Below are 23,369 nucleotides of genomic sequence, written 5' to 3' on the forward strand. Positions count from 1 at the left end.
TTCTTTTACAGGAGGTGGCCGTTGTGCCATTAACACCTTTGGATATTCACAATAAAGAGTTCGCCCGCGGATTCCGCGGTTATGATGAAGATGATGTAAACGACTTCCTAGACAGGGTGATCAAGGATTATGAGATCATCATCCGAGAGAAGAAGGATTTAGAAGAACGTGTACAGCAGCTCGAAGAACGACTTGGACATTTTAATAATATTGAAACGACTTTGAATAAGTCGATCCTTGTAGCGCAGGAAACTGCCGAAGAAGTGAAGGGCAATGCAATGAAAGAGTCCAAGCTGATCATCAAAGAAGCTGAGAAGAATGCTGACCGTATCATCAATGAGTCCCTCACAAAGTCACGCCAGATTGCTTTGGAAGTCGAGGACCTTAAAAAACAGGCAAAAGTATTCCGTACACGCTTGAAGATGCTTGTGGAAGCACAGCTTGAGATGATTGAAACGGATGATTGGGATGGTTTATTCGCCACAGAGGTAGCGTATGAGCCTGAGGAAGAGAAGGCGGAATAAAGTCCGCTTGACGTTTTTCGCAAACTTACATATAATTTTACTATTATTAGCAAACAACATGACCATGATATAAAGACTGTGATCGGGACAGTAGGAAGTCCATACCGCTTTCAAAGCGAGCCAGGGAAGGTGAGAGCCTGGTACGGTATCTCTTTCGAACATCACCCGCTAGTTTCCATTCGAACCGCAAGCAGTAGAAATGGACGTCTCATTCACGTTACGAATTCGAGTGGATAGACGATACTAGTCTGTCTATAAGGGTGGTACCGCGAGTCTCTCTCGTCCCTTCTGGGATGATGAGGGACTCCTTTTTTTGCCCAAAATTATCGGTCATCATAAGGAGGAAAAACATTGGATTACAAAGAAACACTGCTGATGCCGGAAACGGCTTTCCCGATGCGCGGCAACCTGCCGAACAAAGAACCAAAAATGCAGCAGGACTGGGAAGAACAAAACATCTACAAAAAAGTGCAGGAAAGAACGGAAGGGCGTCCGCTCTTCGTTTTGCATGACGGACCTCCATACGCCAATGGTGACCTTCATATGGGCCATGCGCTTAACAAAGTATTAAAAGACTTTATCGTGCGTTATAAATCGATGTCTGGCTTCCATGCACCATATGTTCCAGGCTGGGATACACACGGACTGCCGATCGAGCAGGCGCTTACGAAAAAGAAAGTCGACCGCAAGAAAATGACGGTTGCGGAATTCCGCCGTCTTTGTGCGGAATATGCGATGCAGCAGATCAATAACCAGCGCACACAGTTCAAGCAGCTAGGTGTTCGCGGGGATTGGGATAATCCTTATATCACGCTGACAAAGGATTATGAAGCAGCACAAATCAAAGTGTTCGGCGAAATGGCTGAACGCGGCTATATCTATAAAGGCATGAAGCCAGTATACTGGTCTCCATCCTCTGAATCTGCTTTGGCAGAAGCAGAAATCGAGTACCAAGACAAACGCTCTGCATCCATCTATGTGGCTTTCCAAGTTAAAGACGGTAAGAACTTGTTCCAAGGTGACGAGAAATTCATCATCTGGACAACTACGCCATGGACATTGCCTGCTAACGTTGCAATCTCGCTTCATCCTGAAGTGACATACGTGGTTGCACAAGTCGGCAGCGAGAAATATGTCGTGGCAGAAGACTTGCTTAGCAGCGTTACAGAAACACTTGAATGGAGCAGTCCTGAAGTACTGAAAACATTCAAAGGAAAAGAAGCAGAGTATGTTACAACACAGCATCCTTTCTATGACCGTGAATCATTGATCATTCTTGGCGAACATGTTACGACTGACAGCGGTACAGGCTGCGTGCACACAGCACCTGGACACGGGGAAGAAGATTTCTTTGCCAGTCAAAAATACAAATTGCCAATCATCAGCCCATTAGATGACAAAGGTGTATTCACAAGCGAAGCTCCTGGTTTTGAAGGTGTATTCTATGATACGGCAAACAAAGAAATCACAGAACTGCTTGAAGAAAAAGGCGCATTACTGAAACTTGAGTTCTTTACACATTCTTACCCGCATGACTGGCGTACAAAGAAACCTGTCATCTATCGTGCAACAGCGCAATGGTTTGCTTCCATCAAAGCATTCCGTGAGCAGATCATCGAACAAATCAAGGAAGTGGAATGGTTCCCGAAATGGGGCGAAACACGCCTTTATAACATGTTCCGTGATCGTGAAGACTGGTGTATTTCCCGTCAGCGTGCATGGGGTGTTCCGATTCCTGTATTCTACGGTGAAAATGGAGAACCTATCATCACAGAAGAAACGATCCAGCATGTTTCCGACCTATTCCTTGAGCATGGCTCTAACATCTGGTTCGAAAGAGAAGCAAAAGACCTATTGCCGGAAGGCTTCACTTCCGAGCATAGCCCGAACGGTATCTTCACGAAAGAAACAGATATCATGGACGTGTGGTTCGACTCTGGTTCTTCACACCAAGGTGTGTTAGTGAACCGTCCGGAATTACAGCGTCCAGCTGACCTTTACTTGGAAGGCTCCGATCAATATCGCGGCTGGTTCAACTCTTCCTTGACAACTGCCGTTGCTGTAACAGGCAAAGCACCGTATAAAGCAGTTCTAAGCCACGGATTTGCATTGGACGGAAAAGGCAAGAAGATGAGTAAATCGCTTGGCAACATCGTTGTACCGGCGAAAATCATGAAGCAGTATGGCGCGGATATCCTCCGTCTATGGGTTGCTTCCGTGGATTATCAATCAGATGTCCGTATCTCTGATGAAATCATCAAACAGACATCCGAAGGCTATCGCAAAATCCGGAATACGTTCCGCTTCTTGCTTGCCAACTTGCATGATTTCGATCCTGCGAAGGACAGTGTAGCGCATGCTGATATGGTGGAAGTGGACCGTTATATGCTTGCGAAGCTTTCTGATTTGACGAAGCACGTACGCGCGAGCTACGACAAATACGAATTTGCGGATGTATATTCTGCAATCCTTAGCTTCTGTTCTGTAGAACTTAGTGCGTTCTACCTTGATTTCGGTAAAGATATCCTTTATATCGAGGCTGCTGATCATCCAGCACGCCGAAGCATCCAGACTGCCTATTACGAAATCGTAAAAGCGCTTCTTCAAATGCTTGCACCGATTCTTGCACATACAACAGAGGAAGCTTGGAGCTATATTCCTGGTGAAAAAGCGGAAAGCGTCCAGTTGACTGACTTCCCAGAAGCTGCAGTAATTGCAGATCATGATGAGCTATTGGCAAAATGGGATCATTTCATGAAAGTACGTGATGATGTTCTGAAAGCTTTGGAAATCGCCCGAAGTGAGAAAGTCATCGGTAAATCACTCGAATCTAAATTAACGATTGTTGCAAAAGACGATGCAACGAAACAGCTGCTTCAAGGTATTGATAATTTGCATCAATTGCTTATTGTATCTGAAGCAAACGTGGTGGATTCAGATGCTGATGCTACTGATTATGAGCATGTGGCTGTCCGTGTGGAAAAACATCCGGCAGACCGATGCGAACGCTGCTGGGTTGCTTCTGACACAGTCGGGCAGGATGAGAAGCATCCTGAGCTATGTTCTCGCTGTGCAAGTATCGTGGAAGCACACTATCACGCGTAAGGAGAGAAAGCTTCGCTTTAAGGCGAAGCTTTCTTTTTATCTGGACAATCTTTTTAGTCGCATATATGGTAAAATGCAAGGTAGATTGTATTTGAACGGAGGAAAAGAAGTCCATGTATTTTGTCATTGCGATTATTCTGATCATCATTGATCAGCTAACAAAATTGGCAGTAGTGAAGAATATGACGGAAGGAGAGTCAATTCCGATAATCGATAATTTCCTGTATCTGTCCTCTCATCGTAACAGAGGAGCAGCTTGGGGGATATTGGAAGGTCATTTTTGGTTCTTCTATCTTGTAACAGCGATTGTTATTGTCATAGTCAGCTACTATATTGTGAAATATAGCAAGGAAAGCAAATTGATGGGTGCCGGTCTTTCGCTTGTACTTGGCGGAGCCATCGGCAACTTCATCGATCGGCTGTTCCGTAAGGAGGTCGTCGATTTCGTCGATACACGATTCGGTGACTATCATTATCCAATCTTCAACGTGGCGGATTCCTGTCTGGTTGTAGGTGTAATCCTCATCATTATCGCAATGCTGCTTGATGAGCGAAAGAAAGGAAGAAAAGAAGCATGAGTCAGTTTGACCATACAGTCGCAGCCGAAGAATCGGGTTTGCGCATCGATAAACTGTTATCTGATATCCAGGAGGATGTTTCCCGGAGTCAGGCTCAGAGCTGGATCAAAGAGGATCTGGTTACTGTGAACGGCACTAAAGTGAAGAATAAGTATACTGTGCAAGAAGGGGACGTGATCGAGTGGTCGATTCCGGAACCTGAGGAAATGAAAATCGAAGCGGAGAATATCCCGCTTGAGATCATTTATGAAGATGCAGATATTGCAGTTGTGAATAAGCCGCGAGGAATGGTTGTACATCCATCCAACGGTCATCAGACTGGTACGATGGTTCACGCGCTTCTATATCATCTTAAAGATCTATCTGGTATCAATGGAACGATGCGTCCGGGGATCGTACATCGTATCGATAAGGATACAAGCGGCCTTCTAGTCGTCGCTAAGCATGATAAAGCGCACCAAAAATTGACGGATATGCTGAAGGAACATGACATTGAACGGAAGTACCGTGCCATTGTCCATGGTGTGATCGATCACGAGTTTGGCACAATTGAAGCGCCAATTGGTCGTGACCCGAATGACCGTCAGAAAATGGCTGTCGTAGAAAATGGAAAACCTGCAGTGACGCATTTTGAGGTGCTGGAACGTTTTGATGAATTCACTTATTTGGAATGTAAGCTGGAGACAGGCAGAACACACCAGATTCGTGTGCATATGCAATACATTGGTTATCCGCTTGCTGGAGACCCTAAATACGGTCCGCGCAGAACGTTGGATATCGGTGGTCAAGCGCTGCATGCTGCTGTTCTTGGCTTCAACCACCCTATCTCTGGTGAATGGATGCATTTCGAAGCTCCTGTTCCTGACGTGTTCCAAGAGGAATTGGACAAGTTGAAGTTCAATGCTTGACAGTCGTTCCCTGACATGCGATACTGAATGCAGTTGAATAAGAACCTTTAAGACAGTCCAGAGAGGCTGATAAGGAAGCGGAGAAGAACGGGATACGTATAGTATCCAAGCCCCTTATTGCCTCATGGTGATAAGGGGCTTTTTCATAGCTTCAAAGGAAGGTGGGAAGAAGATGAATAAGAAAGCAACCCTGCTGGATCAGGCTGCAATTGGACGTGCGCTCACACGGATCGCACATGAAATCCTAGAACGCAATAAGGGACCGGAAGATTTGGTTCTTGTCGGAATCCAGACCAGAGGTGTTCCCATCGCGAAACGCCTGCAGCAGAAGATAGAAGGAATCGAACAAGTGACTGTACCGCTTGAAGAAGTGGATATCACGCTGTACCGGGATGACTTGGCACATGCAACTGACAATCAGGAACCGATGGTGCAGCCAGTGAAGCTCGGAACAGATTTAACGAATAAGAATGTCATCTTGATTGATGATGTATTATACACAGGAAGAACAGTGAGAGCTGCAATGGATGCGATCATGGACGCGGGACGTCCAGCGCAGATCCAACTAGCAGTTCTGATCGACAGAGGACATCGGGAACTGCCGATTCGGGCCGATTATATTGGGAAGAATATCCCTACCTCACAATCGGAAGTCATCGTCGTCGAGTTGGAAGAGACAGATGACTACGAGAGCGTCGATATTTACGAAAATGAATAAGGACCTTTAATGGAAGTCCAGAGAGGCTTACAAGGTCGCAAGCAACAACGTCGTCACGGAAGTGGCAGACGTGTGCCTCTTTGCGACCATAATCGCGAAGAGGCTTTTTTTATAGGGAAAAAGAGGAGAGAAACAGATGAAGCCAGCATTAAACATACACGACATACCAAAATGGAATCAATGGATCATATTCAGCTTACAGCATTTATTCGCAATGTTCGGTGCAACTATCCTGGTGCCGGCACTCACCGGGCTTGATCCGGCAGTAGCACTTGTATCAAGCGGTGTCGGCACACTCGCATTCATCCTGATTACAAGAGGGACAGTGCCAGCTTATCTAGGATCGAGCTTCGCTTTCATCTATCCGATCACACAGGCAATTGAAACTGCCGGAATCGGCGGCGCCATGATTGGCAGCTTTTTCGCAGGTCTTGCTTACGGCGTCGTTGCGATCGCCATCCGTCTCGGAGGGATGAGAAGTATCATCAAACTGCTTCCGCCAATTGTTGTTGGACCAGTCATCATCGTCATCGGTCTGGCACTGGCACCGACTGCGGTGGATATGGCAATGAATGCACCTGATACAGGGGAATACAGCACAAAATACTTCATAATTGCACTGGTCACATTAGCAATAACAGTAGCAGCGTCCATCTTCCTGAAAGGATTCCTTGGATTGATTCCGGTCTTGATCGGAATCATCGGCGGGTATGTTTTCGCGCTAACACAAGGAATTGTTGACACAAGCGGCGTACAGGCAGCTTGGAACCAGATTGTTACAGCGGATAGCATCAGTGCTTTCTTCAGCGGAATCTTCACGGTACCGAACTTTACCATCCCGTTTGTTGATTACAACGTCGCTGATGTATTCAGCTGGCAGCTTTTCTTCACGATGGTGCCTATCGCGGTTGTAACAGTATCCGAACACATCGGACACCAGCTGGCATTATCCAAGATCGTCGATCAAAACATGCTCGTCAAGCCAGGTTTGCATACATCTTTGGCGGGTGATGGAATCGCGACAATGATTGCATCCGTGCTTGGCGGTCCGCCAAACACAACTTACGGGGAAAACATCGGGGTACTGGCGATCACGAGAGTGTTCAGTGTATTCGTCATCGGGGGTACAGCAATACTTGCTATTCTCTTCGGATTCACGGGCTTGATCACTGCTCTAATCAGCTCAGTACCCTCGGCAGTCATGGGTGGGGTGAGCATCATGCTCTTTGGGATCATCGCTGCAAGCGGTCTTCGAACGATGATCGACAGCCAGCTTGATCTTGGCGACAAACGTAACTTGATCATCAGCTCGATCATCTTGGTCATCGGAATCGGCGGAGCTTTCCTTCGCTTCCAGATCGCCGATCTGGACTTGGAAATCAACAGCATGGCATTAGCGGCACTAGTTGGTGTCGTCTTGAACCTTGTATTGCCGGGCAAAGAATCCGGTCTTGGAAACGGCAGTCTGTTCACAGTCGAGGACAAATAAGGAGGAGAAGGACATGAAGCATTTCGTATCGATGAAGCATCTTACTGCAGGGGAACTGCTGCAGCTCGTACAGCTCGCTACAGACATACAGGTACAGGGGGTATCAGGATACAGGGAGCAGCTGTTTGCAGCCAATCTATTCTTCGAGCCGAGCACACGGACGAAGATGAGCTTTACCGTAGCAGAACGGAAACTGGGCCTGGAAGTGCTGGACTTCGCCGCAGAGGCATCCAGCGTGACCAAAGGCGAGACCGTCTATGACACCGCTAAGACCCTTCAATCGATCGGCGCTTCGGTCCTTGTCATCCGTCATCCAGAGGAACAAACAGCTGCAATGCTTGCTGAAAACCTGGATATACCGGTTATTAATGCCGGTGATGGAAAAGGGGAGCACCCGACACAATGCTTGCTTGATCTGATGACAATATATCAGGAGTATGGACGCTTTGACGGGCTGAAAATCGTCATTGCCGGTGACATCCGTCACAGCCGGGTTGCCAGAAGCAATGCAATGGCTCTGCGCAAATTGGGGGCGCACGTCTTTGCAGCAGGCAAGCCGGAATGGATGGATGAAACACTTGGAATACCAGTATTGAGTATGGATGATGCAGTGGAACAATGTGATGTCATGATGCTGCTTCGTATTCAGTTTGAGCGTCATGAATCAAAAGGAGAAGCATCTGGATATTTGGAACAATACGGACTGACGAAAGCCAGGGAACAAAAGATGCAGCAGCACGCGATCATTATGCACCCGGCTCCAGTCAACCGCGGCATCGAAATAGACGACAGTCTCGTGGAAGCACCACGCTCGAGGATATTCCGTCAAATGGAAAACGGCGTAGCAGCACGAATGGCAGTTATCATTACACTATTGGAAGGATGGGGAATCAAGCATGGCTACAATCTTAACAAACGCGAAGCAGTTAACAGCTGATCAGACACTGGAAGAAGTAATGGTGAAAATCGAGGATGGTATTATCACTGAAATTGCCAGTCAAATCGAGATAACAGCAGAAGATCATGTAGAGGATCTAGAAGGTCAGCTAGTAACAGCAGGCTTTGTGGATGTCCATGTACATTTGCGTGAACCAGGTGCAGAAAAGAAGGAAACGATTGAAACAGGTACAAAAGCTGCAGCTCGAGGCGGATTCACGACAGTAGCTGCCATGCCTAACCTCCGACCAGCACCAGATTGTCCAGAAACGCTCCAATCCATCATGGCTCGAAATGAAGAAAGCGGCGTAATCCGTGTACTGCAATATGCTGCCATCACGAAACAGCAGTTGGGCCGTGAAATAGTAGACATGGAAAACATGAAAGAAGCTTTTGCCTTTACCGATGATGGTCTTGGGATCCAATCTGCTGGGATGATGCTGGAGACGATGCAGCGAGCAGCTAAGCTCGGAATTCCTGTTGTGGCGCATTGCGAAGATGACAGTCTTGTTCCTGGCGGTGTCATGCATGAAGGTACAGCGAGCGAACGGCTTGGTTTGCCGGGTATCAATAGTGTTTCCGAGTCAGTACATATCGCCCGTGATATTCTTCTGGCCGAAGCTGCGGGCTGTCATTATCATATCTGCCATGTGAGTACAAAAGAATCAGTACGGGTCATCCGAGACGCTAAACGTGCCGGTATCCGAGTGACTGCGGAGGTTACACCGCATCACTTGCTTCTTATTGATGAAGATATCATCACAGATGACGGGAACTTTAAGATGAATCCGCCACTCAGGTCCGATGCGGATCGCCAGGCGCTGATTGAAGGACTGCTTGATGGAACGATTGACATGATCGCGACAGATCATGCACCACACACAGCGGAAGAGAAGAACGTCAGCATGCTGGATGCTTCATTCGGTATCGTTGGCTCAGAAACTGCCTTCAGCCTGCTATACACGCAGTTTGTTGAGACAAATATCTTTACGCTTAATCAGCTGATTGATTGGCTAACGATCAAGCCTTCACAGGCATTCGGATTGCCATATGGCCGCTTCGAAATAGGTGCAGCGGCAGACTTAGCTGTATTGGACCTAGAAGCTGAAGGAGAAGTAGATCCGGCACTATTCCAATCCAAGGGAACAAACACACCATTCATTGGCTGGCGCTATAAAGGAGAGCCGACGATGACAATCTTTGGCGGAGAAATCGTCTACAGAAAGGAAGCGGTAAAATGAAGAAACGACAACTTATCTTAGAAGACGGTACAGTTTTTACCGGCACGGCATTCGGCAGCGATAGCGCAACAACTGGAGAAATCGTCTTCAACACAGGAATGACAGGCTATCAAGAGATTATTTCTGACCCTTCCTACTGCGGTCAGATCGTTACACTGACGTATCCGCTGATCGGCAACTATGGTATCAACAGCGATGACTTCGAGAGCATCCAGCCATCCATTCAGGCCATGGTTGTAAAAGAAGCTGCTGCAGCACCTTCTAACTTCCGGAAACAGCACACAATTGATGCTTTCCTAAAGTTTCATCAAATCCCAGGTATCGCAGGTATCGATACTCGTAAACTGACAAAAATCATCCGGAAACAAGGTGCAATGAAAGCTAGATTGACAGAAGCAGTCGATACACTTGAAAATCATGCTTCTTGGGAAACAATCACACTTTCAAACGATCAAGTACAACGTATGAGTACAGCTAAACCTTATGTTGTACCAGGGCGCGGCAAACGCATCGTCGTCATGGATTTTGGGATGAAGCACGGCATCCTTCGTGAATTGGCAGCCCGCGATTGTCATATCACAGTTGTACCTTGGCATTACACAGCAGAACAAATCCTCCATTTAAACCCTGATGGCATCATGCTGACGAATGGACCTGGCGATCCGAAAGACGTGGAACCTGCCATACAAACTATTCGTGAGCTGATCGGCCAAGTACCTATTTTCGGTATCTGTCTTGGTCACCAGCTGATTGCATTGGCAGCAGGTGCGAATACAGAAAAGCTGAAGTTCGGTCATCGGGGCTCCAACCACCCTGTCAAAGACTTGGAAACAGGGAAAACCTACCTTACCTCACAAAATCATGGCTATACAGTCACAAAGGAATCCTTGGCCGCGACGGAACTCATCCTGACACAGGTAGCCTTAAATGACGGCACCGTAGAAGGGCTTAAACACAGCAAGTACCCTGTCATGTGTGTCCAATACCATCCGGAAGCGGCACCAGGTCCTGAGGATACCCGCCATTTATTCGATAACTTCCTTACAATGACAGCACAAACCAACCAAACATCCAAGGGGGAAGCAACTTATGCCTAAACGCACTGATATCCAGAAAATACTTGTCATCGGTTCAGGACCAATTGTAATCGGGCAAGCAGCTGAATTCGATTATTCCGGTACGCAGGCATGCCAGGCACTGCGTGAAGAAGGATATACCGTCATTCTTGCTAACTCCAATCCTGCTACGATCATGACGGATCATACTGTTGCGGATACTGTTTACATGGAGCCGCTCACGGTTGAATTCCTAAGCAAGATCATCCGCAAGGAACAGCCAGATGCTTTGCTGCCGACACTTGGCGGACAGACTGGATTGAACTTGGCTGTTGCACTTGATAACACAGGTATTTTAAAGGAATTCGGTGTAGAACTGCTTGGTACATCCCTCGAAGCCATTCAGCAGGCAGAGGACAGAGAGCAATTCCGTGATTTGATGCATCAGTTGGGAGAACCAGTACCAGAAAGTCAGATTGTCACAACTGTAGAAGGAGCAGTGGCTTTTTCAGAAGAAATCGGCTTTCCTCTGATCGTACGTCCAGCCTACACGCTTGGCGGAACGGGCGGAGGAATGTGCTATAACCTGGAGGAACTAAAACAAATCACAAAGAACGGATTAGCGCTTTCCCCGGTGACGCAATGTCTGATTGAACGGAATATTGCCGGCTTCAAAGAAATCGAATATGAAGTAATGCGCGACAAAAATGATCAGGCAATCGTCGTCTGTAATATGGAAAACGTCGATCCAGTCGGCATCCACACAGGTGACAGCATCGTCGTAGCACCTTCCCAGACACTGAGTGACCGGGAATACCAGCTGCTGCGCAACGCTTCCATAAAAATCATCAAAGCACTGCAGATCGAGGGAGGCTGTAATGTACAGCTGGCTTTGGATCCGCATAGCTTCAACTACTACATTATCGAAGTGAATCCGCGTGTAAGCCGATCAAGCGCACTTGCTTCCAAGGCAACAGGTTATCCGATCGCCAAAATGGCAGCGAAGATTGCTGTCGGTTTGACACTGGATGAAATCAAGAATCCTGTAACAGGTACGACATACGCATACTTTGAACCAGCACTAGACTATGTTGTTGCCAAACTGCCGCGTTTCCCATTTGATAAATTCGTCAGCGGAAACCGTAAACTAGGTACACAGATGAAGGCGACAGGAGAAGTAATGGCAATTGGCCGCAATGTCGAAGAGGCTTTGCTGAAAGGTGTCCGCTCCCTTGATAACAAAGCAAACGGTCTTGCATCCATCAGCCTGGATAGAATGAGCAATGAAGAGATGGAGCATCGTCTTGTCAAAGCGGATGATGAACGACTGTTTGTCCTAGCTGAAGCTTTCCGCCGAGGATACACTGTTGAACAGCTGCATGAGCTAACTAGGATCGACCGCTTCTTCCTATGGAAAATTGAAGCATTGATTGAAATGGAATCAAGCTTGCAAGAACAGCCTTGGGAACTGGAATTGTTGAAGGAAGTAAAACAAAAAGGATTTTCTGACCGGGAAATAGCGCACTGGTGGAACACGACGGAAGACAAGGTATACGAATTCCGCACTGAAAATGACCTTCAGCCTGTTTATAAAATGGTAGATACGTGTGCCGCGGAATTCGAATCGCAAACACCTTATTTCTACAGCACCTATGAAGAAGAAAATGAATCTGTCGCTTCTGATAAAGAGAAAGTAATCGTGCTTGGTTCTGGACCAATCCGAATCGGACAGGGAATCGAATTCGACTATGCAACAGTCCATAGCGTCCTGGCTATCCGGGAAGCGGGATATGAAGCGATCATCATCAACAGCAACCCCGAAACCGTTTCGACGGATTTCAGTGTTTCCGACAAGCTCTATTTCGAGCCACTTACACTGGAAGATGTGATGCATGTCGTCAACCTTGAAAACCCGCTCGGTGTAATCGTACAATTCGGCGGTCAGACTGCTATCAATCTGGCAGAAGGGTTGGAACGCCGCGGTGTGAAAGTGCTTGGAACTTCCTTGCAAGCAATCGATGCGGCAGAAGACCGTGATAAATTTGAGAAACTGCTGGATGAACTGAAGATTGCCAAACCAGATGGGGCTTCTATCACAAAGCTTGAGGATGCTGCAGCTACAGCAGAAAAGATTGGTTATCCCGTACTTGTGCGCCCTTCTTATGTGATTGGCGGAAGCAATATGGAGATTGTCTACAATAATGAAGAATTGCAGACTTATATGGAAAAACGTGTACATGTCAGACATGATCATCCAGTACTGATTGATCAATACTTGACCGGTATCGAGGTGGAAGTAGACGCTATCAGCGATGGCGAAACAACTATCATTCCAGGGATCATGGAGCATATCGAACGTGCCGGCGTCCATTCTGGTGACTCGATTGCTGTTTATCCGACCCAAACGATAACCGAGGAATGCCGCCAGCAATGCATCGATGCGACGATGCAGATTGCAAAGGCTCTTGGCGTAAAAGGCTTGATCAATATTCAGTTCGTTATCCATCAAAACAAAGCATATGTGTTGGAAGTGAATCCGCGTGCCAGCCGCACGATTCCGTTCTTGTCCAAAATTACACATGTAACGATGGCAAATATCGCTACACGCGCAATTTTGGGTGAAAAGCTAGCTGGCATGGGATATGTTTCCGGGCTATTGCCGGAACCAGAGGATGTCTATGTGAAAGTGCCTGTATTCAGCTTTGAGAAGCTTCGCAGTGTTGATACGCTGCTCGGGCCGGAGATGAAATCGACAGGTGAAGCAATCGGGCATGATCGTACACTTGAAAAAGCACTTTATAAAGGTTTGCTTGCTTCGGGGCTGTCTGTACCGCAGGAAGGAGCTATCTTACTGACTGTAGCGGATAAAGACAAAGAAGAAGCGATGGAAATTGCAAAACTATTCTATGCGCTCGGCTTCCAGCTTTACGCTACCGAAGGAACGAGTGCAGCGGTAGAAGAAGCAGGTCTTCCAGTTACAACAGTTGGAAAAGTCGGTGCTTCTGAGCAGAATGTAATCAGCATCATTGAAAATGGTGAAGTACAATTTGTTGTTAACACATTGACTTCCGGCAAGCAGCCTAGATCAGACGGCTTCCTTATCCGTCGTGAAGCTGTTGAGCATGGTATCGCCTGTCTGACTAGCCTAGATACAGCCAAAGCGATTGCGACTATCATCGAATCGATGACATTCACTGCTAAGCCTGTAGTAGCAGGAGGTATGCCGTCTTGATTCATGAACATCTTGAGATTATCAGCAGGGAAACGATCGCAAAAGATACAGTAGAAATGACATTCAGGGGAAAGATGGCGCAGGAGAACATCCTGCCCGGTCAATTCCTGCATTTGCTAGTAGGAGAAGGCAGCAATCATATGCTGCGCCGCCCGATCAGCATCGCCGGTGTTGATAAACAGGAGTCTACTATTACGATCATTTTCAAACTGCTAGGCGAAGGAACGAACACATTGGCTAAAGCACAGCCGGGAGATCAGCTGGATGCGCTTGGACCATGCGGTCAAGGCTATCCAGTCGATGAGCTCCAAATGCAGCATGCATTGCTCGTTGGCGGCGGAATCGGTGTACCGCCCCTTTATTATCTGGCAAAGCGTCTGCATGAAAAAGGCATCCAGGTAACGATGGTAGCTGGATTCCAGAACAAAGAGCAAGTTTTCTATGAGGAAGCATTCCGCCAACTTGGAGACTATTATCTTGCTACTGATGACGGAAGCGCAGGGGAAAAAGGGTTTGTGACGGATATAATCACGAAAGAAGCATTCTCATTCGATCAGTTTTTCACCTGCGGTCCTACCGGCATGCTTAAAGCTGTCTCTACTCAACTTGCAGAGGAAGAAGGTTTCATTTCGATTGAGCAGAGGATGGGCTGCGGAATCGGCGCGTGCTTTGCGTGTGTCGTGCCTGCACCAGAAAGTGAAAGCGGCTATAAGAAAATATGCAAAGACGGCCCTGTCTTTCGTGCGAAGGAGGTTGTGCTGGCATGAACTTAAATGTCAATCTTCCAGGCCTGGATATGAGGAATCCTATTTTACCAGCTTCCGGCTGTTTCGGTTTTGGCAAGGAATACGCAGAGCTATTTGACTTGAACCTGCTTGGCGGGATTACGATCAAAGCAGCAACCGGTTCTGCGCGTTATGGCAATAGCACGCCGCGTGTTGCCGAAACTACTGCGGGTATGCTCAATGCGATCGGCTTACAAAACCCAGGAGTAGACCAGATAATAGAGAAGGAGCTGCCGTTTTTAGCAGATTTCGATACGCCGATTATTGCTAATGTAGCAGGCAGCACTGTCGAAGAGTATGTGGAAGTAGCACGTAAAATCAGCAAGCACCCAGTAATTAAAGCGATAGAGCTGAACATCTCTTGTCCGAATGTGAAAGAAGGCGGTGTTCAGTTCGGCACGGATCCGGAACTTGCCAAAATGGTTACAGCTGCTGTGAAAGAAGTAAGCGATGTGCCAGTCTACGTAAAGCTTTCACCGAACGTTACCGACATTACGGTCATTGCCCGTGCAGTGGAAGAAGCTGGGGCAGATGGCTTGTCCTTAATCAATACTCTAACAGGTATGCAAATTAACTTGGCAGGCAGAAAACCATTGCTTGCCAACAAAATCGGCGGGTTATCTGGTCCTGCTGTAAAACCGGTAGCGATCCGTATGGTTTACCAAATACGTCAGATGACTAACTTGCCGATTATTGGTATGGGGGGTGTAACAACGGCAGAGGATGTGCTGGAATTCCTTTTAGCAGGTGCATCTGCTGTGGCAGTAGGTACCGCTAACTTCCAGCATCCATTCGTGTGCCCTGAAATCATCCAGAACCTGCCGCACGTCCTGCAAAAGTATGGATTCGCAAGTGTCGAGGACGCAATCGGAAAGGGGCATGAATATGCAGACACCAATCTATCTCGCGCTTGATTTCCCTACTGGGGAAGAAGCGCTGCATTTTCTCAAACAGCATGAGCTGGCCGAGGTACCGGTAAAAGTAGGGATGGAGCTATTTTATCGGGAGGGTCCGTCCATCGTTCACCAGCTGAAAGAGAATAACCATCCAATCTTTCTCGATCTTAAGCTGCATGACATTCCGAATACCGTTAAAAGCGCTATGCGTAATCTAGCTGGACTTGATGTAGATATACTTAATGTTCATGCGTTAGGCGGAGCAAAGATGATTGAAGACGCAAAAGAAGGTCTGATACAGGGAGCAAAAAATGCTGTTCCTAAACTGATAGCTGTGACTATGCTGACATCAATGGATGAAGAGACGGTCCGGACCGACCTTAAACAGCCGATGGAACTCGCTGCTTATGCTCTGCATCTTGCGGAATTGTCCAAAGCAGCAGGTGCTGATGGGGTAGTTTGTTCTCCTCATGAGGCGACTAGTATCAAGGCAGCTTGTGGAACAGATTTCCTGACTGTCACGCCAGGAATACGGCTCGCAGGATCCGACCGAAACGATCAGCACCGTATCGCAACACCTGCTGGTGCTAGGAAAATGCAAGCAGACTATCTTGTAATCGGAAGAGGTGTTACAGCAGCATCCAATCCAAAACAAGCATACGAACAAGTAATCGAGGAGTGGAAAAACTATGACAACTACAACTAATATAGCAGAAGCACTGCTATCAATTGATGCTATTCAAATTGATCCAGCCAAAAGTTTTGTATGGGCATCTGGAATCCACTCGCCGATTTACTGTGATAATCGGCTGACACTCGGTCACCCGGAAGTGCGGACGGCAATAGCTCGCCAGTTTCAAGAGAAGTTAGCAGAACTGCCGGAAACAGATATCATAGCAGGCTGTGCGACCGGTGGAATCCCGCATGCTGCCTGGCTTGCTGATAAAGCAGCTCTGCCGATGATCTATGTCCGGTCCAGCAAAAAAGGTCACGGAAAAGGCAACCAAATCGAAGGAGCAGACGTTGCGGGTAAACATGTAGTCGTTATCGAGGATCTTATATCGACCGGGGGCTCTGTTATCAACACGGTCCAAGCACTGCAGGAAGCAGGGGCGATTGTGACGAAAGTGTTGGCCATCTTCAGCTATAATCTGAAGAAAGCTGATGATAACTTTACCGCTATTGATGTTCCATTTGAGACGCTGACTAATTTCGATGAACTTGCTGATATACTTGTGGAGAATGAGACGATAACTTCTCAGGAGAAACAAGAACTATTGAATTGGCGTGATACATTATAAAAAAGGATGCAGAGATGCATCCTTTTTTATTGTAAGGTTTTACTCAAAAGTAAGCTTTGTTTCTTCGTTTACGATTTGTTTGTCAGAATCTTTAAGCGTGATTTGCTGCTGATCTGATTTTGTATCATCATTTGATTTTGGCATGCTGATTTTTTGCAAGAATCCTTCTAAATCGAAACCAGTCATTTGGCCAAGACTTTCTTGCAGGTTTGCCATTGTGTTTGTCACAGTGTTAGGAAGGGAGTTGATTCCGCCGCCTGAACCATTATCCAGGATACGGATAGACTCGACATTACTGAATGACTGACTGATGGCTCTTGCATAGTCCGGCATGATATCGATCAGTTTCTCTCTTAGGATGACATCCTGGTGCTTCGCCATTGCTTGTGCGCGTTTCTCAATAGCTTCGATTTCTGCCATGCTCTTTTGTCTGATAACGGCCGCTTCCGCTTCACCTTCGACTCTTTTTGCTTCAGCACGGGCTTGTGCTTCTTTAGTTTTGGTGAGATATTCCGCTTCGGCTTTTTGCTTTTGTACTTCTACTTGCTGCTGTTCCAGTTTAACGTCGTTTTCGCGTTCTTTCTGACGCAGTCGCAGTTCACTTTCTTGTTCCTGTTCTTTGATTTCAAGGCGCTGCTTTTCGATACCCAATCGTTTTTCTTCTTTTTCCAGTTCGTATGCTGCTTCAGCTATGGCTCTTTCACGCTCTGTTTCTGCTTTGATCTGTGCATCTTTGATATCTTTTGTTTTGCGGACCTCTGCGATGTTCATTTCACGCTGGTATTTCTCACGGGATACTTCTTCGTTTACTTCAGCTTGTTTTAGCTCCGTTTCCCGTTTGTTGTTCGCTTCTGCTATCTCAGCCTGTTTTTCGATTTCGGCGATTTGCGGACGCCCCAAGTTTTCCAAGTATCCGTCGTCATCGCTGATGTCTGTAAGTCCAAGGGATGTGATGCGGAAGCCCATGTCATTTAGCTCTTTTTGAGCGATTTTTCGCACGTCTTCATTGAAACGTTCCCGGTCGCCGTTTATCTGCTCAACAGTCATACTAGACAAAATTGCCCGCAAGCTGGAATTTAAAACTTCGCCAATTTCCTGCTCGATTTCTGCTTGTGCTTTACCAAGGAACTGTTCGGCATATCTTACAATGCCTTCCAAGGTGTCTGCTACTTTGACAGTTGCGACAGCTTCTCCGTATACACCTACGTGCTGTGCTGTATATACTTTTGGTGTCTTGATTTGTAATTGGAATGATTTCAGGGATACTTTTGTACCGGTTTGGAACATTCTTAGTCTGTGACCGCCGCCGCGTATAACTTTCATATAGCGTCCTTGATCATCTTTATAGATATTTTTTTCCTTTTCCTCATCCCCAAGTTTCGGTCCGGTAACGATGAGTGCTTCGTTGGATGGTACGGTGCGGAACCTGATTTTCATGTAAATGAACCATGCTGTTCCTCCGATAGCTGCCAATACAATCAGCGTAATAATGATAGCGAAAATACTTAGTCCTTCTAACATAAATGCATTCTCCTTTTGTATGTATTTGTAATATATTTCTGTATGGAAGGGGGGCAGACCTATAATGCAAGGTCCCATGGAATAGTCCACAGTAGAGATATTAAGGGGTCTCTGGATAGTGCTCTTAAATCTTATAAAGCCTGTAGAGCTTATTTTCAGCGCCCTTGCCTATATGTACGTAGAAGGTTTGTAAAAAGTTTCAAAATAATGCAAATAAAAGCAATCGTAACCAATTCATCTGACTTTACTTTTAACTTTCCACTGCCGATATTTCCACCCCAATACCTCAAACCAACAGAAGTAATACTCAAGTAAGCAAGTATATAACGTAGTTACAATCCAAAGCTTTATCATTATCTATTAAGACTACTCGACATTTATCTTCGCATATCCCTTTTGGTTTACAGACCTCCGCACCTTTTAAAATTACTACGGGAAATATGTATTTTATCTTAGGCATAATTGTTGAGGCCACACTAAAGGATGAGGGAGAAGTACATGTTGCTACTAAATTTATAAGATTGCAGCTGATTCTTCTTAATGTTTCAAAAACGGGTTTCAGTCCCGTCCTGTAGTGCAGGGTTTTAATATCGCTGAATCTCCTATATGATTACAATACTGTATATTGTTTTACATTATGCCAGTTAAAGCTAGCTTGGTAGGGAGGTGTCCACGTTGGGAGTATTAATGTTATATCTAGGACTCTTAACATTTTTGGTAGGTATACCATTGTTTATTGTGTTCTTAGCTCTAAGGATTAAAAAGTGGAGTTGGATATCCGGTTTCAGTCTTGTCTTGGGCTTTATTGTATTCATTTCAGGTGTATTTTCTGTCTGGACTAAATCGATATCTCTAGTAGATTCAGCAGATTATTTAAATCCAAGTAACTTAACTGAGATTGAAAAAATATTAGTGGCTACAAAAGCACAAGAAGTAACAGAAATAGAGCAGCTTGTAGAGCATAATAGAGATTTGAGGGAAAATATAGAGGAGAATACTAGCACTTTAGAAACACTTTGGAATAAAGTAAATGATGCAGAAGAAGAGTTATTAACTCTTAGAGGCGAGATGAAAAAGGCAGAAGATGAACCAATTGGATTAGGTGCTGGAGTTGATTATAGAGCTGGTCAGGATTTGCCGGCGAATAGTTATCAAGTTGTTCCAAATGAAGGTGCTAAAAGCAGAGTTATAGTGAAGGCTTACTCAGGCAACGTGAAAGTTGATATAGTTATTGAGGCCGAAGGTGACGTACCTAGCTTTGTCCTGGAATTGGAAAGTATGGACACAATTGAAGTTGATGCTTCAGTCAATTTAATCCCATTACAGACTGAATAGTGAATAATATATGTTATTTGGAAAGTTTGTATAGACACAAAGAAGTAAAAACAAAAATCCCCTTCTTCATCTTCAAGGAGGGGATTTTCTATAGAAATATATTGCCATGCTAACTTTCAGTTTCTTACCCTTAACAGCCATATTTTCCAAAGCCTGCAATACAATGAAGTCTTTTCCATTCAGGATATTAACGTAAGACATTTGATCCTGAATAGTAATCAACAGTACGAATTTTCTTCTTTTTACCGCCGTTTTAAGGAAGCATCATAATATCTTGATTGAACCGGCTGTTTTTAAGTTTTCTTACAACGTGTTTGCTGTTCATTTTTTCTTCCAAAGCATCTTTTCCAGCTGCTACTTCTCGCTAAGAAATGTTCGATAGTATAGATGGTTACTCCAGTTGAGGCAATCTCTATATGTACGATTCTTCATATATTTATGACATAGATATTCAATGTCTTTAGGCAGAGTAGCGGAGAAAGATAGTATGTTAGGACATATAACATTTCATTCGTTTTCATAAGACATATACGTTATCTTTAATGGGTAGAAGCTCAATTAGAGGAACACTCAGAAATAAAGAATATGTAGGGTATGGGGGAGTAAGCGTGGAAATTAAGGAAGTTACAGAAATTGAATCGTATAAAGAAGAGCTAGCAAGTTTATTTCAAACAGTAGTCGCTGACGGCGCATCGATGAACTACTTGTACCCAATGAGCAAAGAAACTGCATTTTCGTATTGGGATTCTGTTCTTTCAGATCAAGTACGGCTTTTTATTGGGTTACTTGATGGCGAAATTGCAGGGACTGTTCAGCTGCACTACAGCGATAAGGAAAATGGCCGACATCGTGCAGAAATAGCTAAATTGATGACCAGTACAAAAGCCAGAAGGAAAGGCGTTGCCAGAAAACTGCTTCAGCATGCCGAGCAAGCAGCAAAGTCAGATGGCAAAACATTGCTCCTGCTTGATACGGAAAAAGAAGGACCAGCCAATTTGCTTTATCAGTCTGAAGGGTATGTTCTTTTTGGAGAAGTGCCGGATTTTGCTCAGGATGCATTTGGCGCGTTTTTAGCTGGTAATTTTTATTACAAGTTAATAGGATGATTCATTATTTGAGCTTTTTCTAACTTCAATTCACTTAATTATTATCACTTCCAGTCGTCATCTTGCGTCAGCATGTCTAGCTTTATATACCTGCTCGAACGCTATCAGTCATACAATTTAAGAGATTAAATAATAGTGCTGCCTTTTGGCAGCTTTTTTACTTCTTTCCTGCCCGCATATTAATGAGTCGCCTACGCTTTGAGATGATTAAACACGGATTAGAACAGGGTTTAACATACGATAATACAATTCGCTTAAGTCAACTTTTAAAAAATTAGATAAACCTGTTCATTCTTATATATAGAAAGGCTGTACACAACATCGGTGTACAGCCTTTTTTTCTAGATTCTTTTCTGTCATATCTCAAAGAAAAGAAATATTCTCTTAATCTTTTTCAACCATTGTTTTGTTAACATATATTAAGATAATTAAATTTAATATTAGCATAATTTCGAGTGCAGTTGCACTCCATGACCACGAAAGAGTGAAAGGCACAATGATTAAAACAGCACCAGTAATTAAATAAAAAGAACTTACGAGATTAATAAATTTTTGCCTTTTTTTGCGTATACGCTGCTGATTATATCCTCTTAGAAGATGTAATTTTTTTTGACTGCAACTAGATAAGCTACAACAATAAATGCAATACCGAGTAATCCAGATATTATTTGAATTTGCATATAATCACCTCATATATTATACGTTTAAGTATATGCAAGGATTCTAAAAAAAATTAGGAGAATACTTGCTTATCTCTTTAACAAAACGTAACCTAAAAGATCTCCTATTCCTTATATTCAGATGGTTTTATTGTAACGGAGTAAATCTTCGACCATATCCATTTGGAGTTTTTCAGTGACATCGCTTCAGCGTATGCCTTTTCGTTCAACTTATTTTGTTTTCACATTTACTCATCTTTTTAACTAGCAAGTCAAGCTGCTATTCCTCTCGATCAGAAAGCTTATAAAATAATGATAATGCAACTAATTTAGGAAAAGTATTATAAAATTAGCACACTTATTTTTGTCTTAGATAACGAGTAATATCTGCTTTTCTTTTATCTAATACATAAGATTATCATTAATATTATTTATGTTTTTTTTTTTTGAGTATTGATAATGTCAAATAATTCTTTCAGTATTTGTTGATAAGCTAACTGTGAGGAGGATAGTATCTGTAATTGACGAATAGCTCCTTCACAGACACCCCATCTTATATATGAACTTTGAGTTTCTTCAAATATAAAACTCATTAATTCTTTTTCCTCTTGTGAAAATTCATCACAATCTATCATGTTGTCGAGTAATCTTCTTATTTCTCTAATAGCCGATTCTTGATCGTCCACTGAATTAGGCGATTTATACGGAAATAGAATTTGATTAGTTTGCTTTGTAATTTCAATGTTATTTTCTAAACGTAATATATTGTAATCTAAGATATCAGAGCTATTTATATTCAGCTTTATTTGGTCGGAATATCTAAACTGATAACCCAATCCCCCAATAAAATGAGTGGATAAATCCATTGCACTTTTCTCAATTTCTTTTCCATAAACGTCTATTAGGCGTTTTGCAAGCCAATTTAGTTCTTTATAATGGCTTTCTTTCATGTAACTTTGTAATTCCTCATCATTTTCACCTAAAGAGATATTATATAACTCTGAGATTTTCTCAGTCCCATAAACTGAGTGCTTCACGCGAAGCTGAGAATAAAAGAGCTGCTTATCATGTAGACTTCCGTCGAGTAGCAGCATATTTTGTTGTTCATCAACTTTTTCGTCAACTTTTTGAATAATATAAAGAATTAATTGTGATTTCGTAGAGAAGTAATTATAAAATGTTCCTTTGGAAACTTTGGCTTGTTCCAAGATATCCTGGATTGCAGTATCGTGATAGCCTTTTGTTCGAAATAACTGTTTGGCCACTTCAATGATATTTTCTTTTTTACCCATAAATTTCTAACTCCTTAAAATATTATTGACATCATCATAATACCAAATTATCATAAAAATAAACCGAAGTACAGAAAAATATACCTAAGTTTAAAGGGTGTGGAAGGATATCAAATGAACATACCAGAGGTTTAATACCTTTACCAAGAATTATGAACAGACCCCAAATAAGAATCCTGTCTGTAAACAAAGAGGTGATAAGATGAGTGTTATAATTGAACAATTTACAACGGCTACCAACTCTCATTATGAATTGCTATTAGATGCTGATCCATCGAGGAAGATGGTCGACTCGTATCTTTCTAAAAGCCAATGTATAGAAGCTAAGGTGGGGCTACAAGTTATCGGAGTTATTATTCTTATGCCAACACGACCTGAGACACTGGAAATAGTTAACATAGCAGTGAACAAAGACTTTCAAAATAAAGGAATCGGAAGATTATTAATTGAATACTCTCTTGAATATGCCAGAGAACAAAAATTTAAAACAGTGGAAATTGGTACTGGAAGTACAAGTCTTGGAGCACTATATTTATATCAAAAATGTGGTTTTAGAATGACTCATATAGATAGAGATTACTTCTCAAGGCATTATGATGAAGAAATAATAGAAAATAAAATTGTATTAAGAGATATGGTGAGAATGTCACAAGATGTATGTTATTGATGCAGAAAGCCCTCACAAATA

The 23,369-nt window shown here is 44.1% G+C and carries 20 protein-coding genes and 1 other annotated feature; of the genes, 17 read left to right on the top strand and 3 right to left on the bottom strand.

The features are described 5' to 3' along the window. Positions 1-23 precede the first annotated feature (23 nt). From ACH6C1_RS06750 to pyrE, 14 genes are all read left to right on the top strand, one after another. A complete protein-coding gene (locus ACH6C1_RS06750; RefSeq protein ID WP_095223039.1) occupies positions 24-524 on the top strand; it encodes a DivIVA domain-containing protein in 501 nt (166 codons plus the stop codon). Between the two features lie 69 nt (positions 525-593). After that, positions 594-814: a binding site (T-box leader), on the top strand. A gap of 61 nt (positions 815-875) precedes the next feature. Beyond that, complete coding sequence (ileS, locus tag ACH6C1_RS06755) at positions 876-3,629, top strand: isoleucine--tRNA ligase (RefSeq protein WP_374075795.1); 2,754 nt, start codon at positions 876-878, stop codon at positions 3,627-3,629. A 113-nt stretch (positions 3,630-3,742) separates the two neighbouring features. After that, positions 3,743-4,207 carry a signal peptidase II gene (lspA, locus tag ACH6C1_RS06760; RefSeq protein WP_095223041.1) on the top strand — a complete coding sequence of 155 codons (465 nt, stop codon included), beginning with the start codon at positions 3,743-3,745 and terminating at the stop codon, positions 4,205-4,207. Continuing rightward, positions 4,204-5,115: an RluA family pseudouridine synthase gene (locus ACH6C1_RS06765; protein WP_095223042.1), complete on the top strand. Its 912-nt coding sequence runs from the start codon at positions 4,204-4,206 to the stop codon at positions 5,113-5,115. The genes lspA and ACH6C1_RS06765 overlap by 4 nt, the downstream gene beginning before the upstream one ends. Before the next feature lie 172 nt (positions 5,116-5,287). Further along, a complete protein-coding gene (gene pyrR, locus ACH6C1_RS06770; protein ID WP_374075799.1) occupies positions 5,288-5,833 on the top strand; it encodes a bifunctional pyr operon transcriptional regulator/uracil phosphoribosyltransferase PyrR in 546 nt (181 codons plus the stop codon). Positions 5,834-5,969: 136 nt separating this feature from the next. Further along, positions 5,970-7,322, top strand: a complete 1,353-nt coding sequence (locus ACH6C1_RS06775) for a solute carrier family 23 protein (RefSeq protein ID WP_374075801.1) — start codon at positions 5,970-5,972, stop codon at positions 7,320-7,322. Between the two features lie 13 nt (positions 7,323-7,335). After that, positions 7,336-8,259, top strand: a complete 924-nt coding sequence (locus tag ACH6C1_RS06780) for an aspartate carbamoyltransferase catalytic subunit (protein WP_374075804.1) — start codon at positions 7,336-7,338, stop codon at positions 8,257-8,259. Continuing rightward, positions 8,219-9,499: a dihydroorotase gene (locus ACH6C1_RS06785; RefSeq protein WP_374075806.1), complete on the top strand. Its 1,281-nt coding sequence runs from the start codon at positions 8,219-8,221 to the stop codon at positions 9,497-9,499. The genes ACH6C1_RS06780 and ACH6C1_RS06785 overlap by 41 nt, the downstream gene beginning before the upstream one ends. Continuing rightward, positions 9,496-10,596: a carbamoyl phosphate synthase small subunit gene (locus ACH6C1_RS06790; RefSeq protein ID WP_374075808.1), complete on the top strand. Its 1,101-nt coding sequence runs from the start codon at positions 9,496-9,498 to the stop codon at positions 10,594-10,596. Before ACH6C1_RS06785 ends, ACH6C1_RS06790 begins: the two co-directional genes overlap by 4 nt. Next, entirely contained in the window at positions 10,589-13,786 is a 3,198-nt protein-coding gene (gene carB / locus ACH6C1_RS06795; protein WP_374075811.1) for a carbamoyl-phosphate synthase large subunit, read from the top strand. Before ACH6C1_RS06790 ends, carB begins: the two co-directional genes overlap by 8 nt. After that, a complete protein-coding gene (locus tag ACH6C1_RS06800) occupies positions 13,783-14,553 on the top strand; it encodes a dihydroorotate dehydrogenase electron transfer subunit (protein WP_374075814.1) in 771 nt (256 codons plus the stop codon). Before carB ends, ACH6C1_RS06800 begins: the two co-directional genes overlap by 4 nt. Continuing rightward, a complete protein-coding gene (locus ACH6C1_RS06805) occupies positions 14,550-15,485 on the top strand; it encodes a dihydroorotate dehydrogenase (RefSeq protein WP_374075817.1) in 936 nt (311 codons plus the stop codon). Before ACH6C1_RS06800 ends, ACH6C1_RS06805 begins: the two co-directional genes overlap by 4 nt. After that, positions 15,457-16,173 (top strand): orotidine-5'-phosphate decarboxylase, encoded by a 717-nt coding sequence (gene pyrF, locus ACH6C1_RS06810; protein WP_374075820.1) that lies wholly within the window; start codon positions 15,457-15,459, stop codon positions 16,171-16,173. The genes ACH6C1_RS06805 and pyrF overlap by 29 nt, the downstream gene beginning before the upstream one ends. Next, positions 16,157-16,768 carry an orotate phosphoribosyltransferase gene (gene pyrE, locus ACH6C1_RS06815; protein ID WP_374075823.1) on the top strand — a complete coding sequence of 204 codons (612 nt, stop codon included), beginning with the start codon at positions 16,157-16,159 and terminating at the stop codon, positions 16,766-16,768. Before pyrF ends, pyrE begins: the two co-directional genes overlap by 17 nt. Positions 16,769-16,807: 39 nt before the next feature. On the opposite strand, the gene ACH6C1_RS06820 is transcribed toward pyrE, so the two are convergent. Beyond that, on the bottom strand, positions 16,808-18,289 hold the full coding sequence (locus ACH6C1_RS06820; RefSeq protein WP_374075825.1) for a flotillin family protein: 1,482 nt from the start codon (positions 18,287-18,289) through the stop codon (positions 16,808-16,810). A gap of 675 nt (positions 18,290-18,964) precedes the next feature. Here ACH6C1_RS06820 and ACH6C1_RS06825 point away from each other — a divergent pair. Continuing rightward, positions 18,965-19,624 carry a hypothetical protein gene (locus tag ACH6C1_RS06825; RefSeq protein ID WP_374075827.1) on the top strand — a complete coding sequence of 220 codons (660 nt, stop codon included), beginning with the start codon at positions 18,965-18,967 and terminating at the stop codon, positions 19,622-19,624. A gap of 72 nt (positions 19,625-19,696) precedes the next feature. Here the strand turns inward: ACH6C1_RS06825 and ACH6C1_RS06830 are convergent, their stop codons facing one another. After that, complete coding sequence (locus ACH6C1_RS06830; RefSeq protein WP_374077156.1) at positions 19,697-19,825, bottom strand: RNA-binding protein; 129 nt, start codon at positions 19,823-19,825, stop codon at positions 19,697-19,699. A gap of 407 nt (positions 19,826-20,232) precedes the next feature. Between ACH6C1_RS06830 and ACH6C1_RS06835 the strand changes: the two genes are divergently transcribed. After that, entirely contained in the window at positions 20,233-20,730 is a 498-nt protein-coding gene (locus tag ACH6C1_RS06835) for a GNAT family N-acetyltransferase (protein WP_374075830.1), read from the top strand. 1,090 nt (positions 20,731-21,820) lie between these two features. Here the strand turns inward: ACH6C1_RS06835 and ACH6C1_RS06840 are convergent. Continuing rightward, entirely contained in the window at positions 21,821-22,681 is an 861-nt protein-coding gene (locus ACH6C1_RS06840; RefSeq protein ID WP_374075832.1) for a TetR/AcrR family transcriptional regulator, read from the bottom strand. Between the two features lie 202 nt (positions 22,682-22,883). On the opposite strand from ACH6C1_RS06840, the gene ACH6C1_RS06845 reads away from it, so the two are divergent. Then, positions 22,884-23,348 carry a GNAT family N-acetyltransferase gene (locus ACH6C1_RS06845; protein WP_374075835.1) on the top strand — a complete coding sequence of 155 codons (465 nt, stop codon included), beginning with the start codon at positions 22,884-22,886 and terminating at the stop codon, positions 23,346-23,348. Positions 23,349-23,369 lie beyond the last annotated feature (21 nt).

It is taken from the genome of Terribacillus sp. JSM ZJ617 (assembly GCF_044383785.1).
Taxonomy (GTDB): domain Bacteria; phylum Bacillota; class Bacilli; order Bacillales; family Amphibacillaceae; genus Terribacillus.

What these genes read in the sequence shown, in the direction of transcription:
- lspA (WP_095223041.1), top strand. Translation starts at nt 3,743, where the DNA reads ATGTATTTTGTCATTGCGATTATTCTGATCATCATTGATCAGCTAACA.
- ACH6C1_RS06765 (WP_095223042.1), top strand. Translation starts at nt 4,204, where the DNA reads ATGAGTCAGTTTGACCATACAGTCGCAGCCGAAGAATCGGGTTTGCGC.
- pyrR (WP_374075799.1), top strand. Translation starts at nt 5,288, where the DNA reads ATGAATAAGAAAGCAACCCTGCTGGATCAGGCTGCAATTGGACGTGCG.
- ACH6C1_RS06775 (WP_374075801.1), top strand. Translation starts at nt 5,970, where the DNA reads ATGAAGCCAGCATTAAACATACACGACATACCAAAATGGAATCAATGG.
- ACH6C1_RS06780 (WP_374075804.1), top strand. Translation starts at nt 7,336, where the DNA reads ATGAAGCATTTCGTATCGATGAAGCATCTTACTGCAGGGGAACTGCTG.
- ACH6C1_RS06785 (WP_374075806.1), top strand. Translation starts at nt 8,219, where the DNA reads ATGGCTACAATCTTAACAAACGCGAAGCAGTTAACAGCTGATCAGACA.
- ACH6C1_RS06790 (WP_374075808.1), top strand. Translation starts at nt 9,496, where the DNA reads ATGAAGAAACGACAACTTATCTTAGAAGACGGTACAGTTTTTACCGGC.
- carB (WP_374075811.1), top strand. Translation starts at nt 10,589, where the DNA reads ATGCCTAAACGCACTGATATCCAGAAAATACTTGTCATCGGTTCAGGA.
- ACH6C1_RS06805 (WP_374075817.1), top strand. Translation starts at nt 14,550, where the DNA reads ATGAACTTAAATGTCAATCTTCCAGGCCTGGATATGAGGAATCCTATT.
- pyrF (WP_374075820.1), top strand. Translation starts at nt 15,457, where the DNA reads ATGCAGACACCAATCTATCTCGCGCTTGATTTCCCTACTGGGGAAGAA.
- pyrE (WP_374075823.1), top strand. Translation starts at nt 16,157, where the DNA reads ATGACAACTACAACTAATATAGCAGAAGCACTGCTATCAATTGATGCT.
- ACH6C1_RS06820 (WP_374075825.1), bottom strand. Translation starts at nt 18,289, where the DNA reads ATGTTAGAAGGACTAAGTATTTTCGCTATCATTATTACGCTGATTGTA.
- ACH6C1_RS06830 (WP_374077156.1), bottom strand. Translation starts at nt 19,825, where the DNA reads ATGTCTTACGTTAATATCCTGAATGGAAAAGACTTCATTGTATTGCAG.
- ACH6C1_RS06840 (WP_374075832.1), bottom strand. Translation starts at nt 22,681, where the DNA reads ATGGGTAAAAAAGAAAATATCATTGAAGTGGCCAAACAGTTATTTCGA.
- ACH6C1_RS06845 (WP_374075835.1), top strand. Translation starts at nt 22,884, where the DNA reads ATGAGTGTTATAATTGAACAATTTACAACGGCTACCAACTCTCATTAT.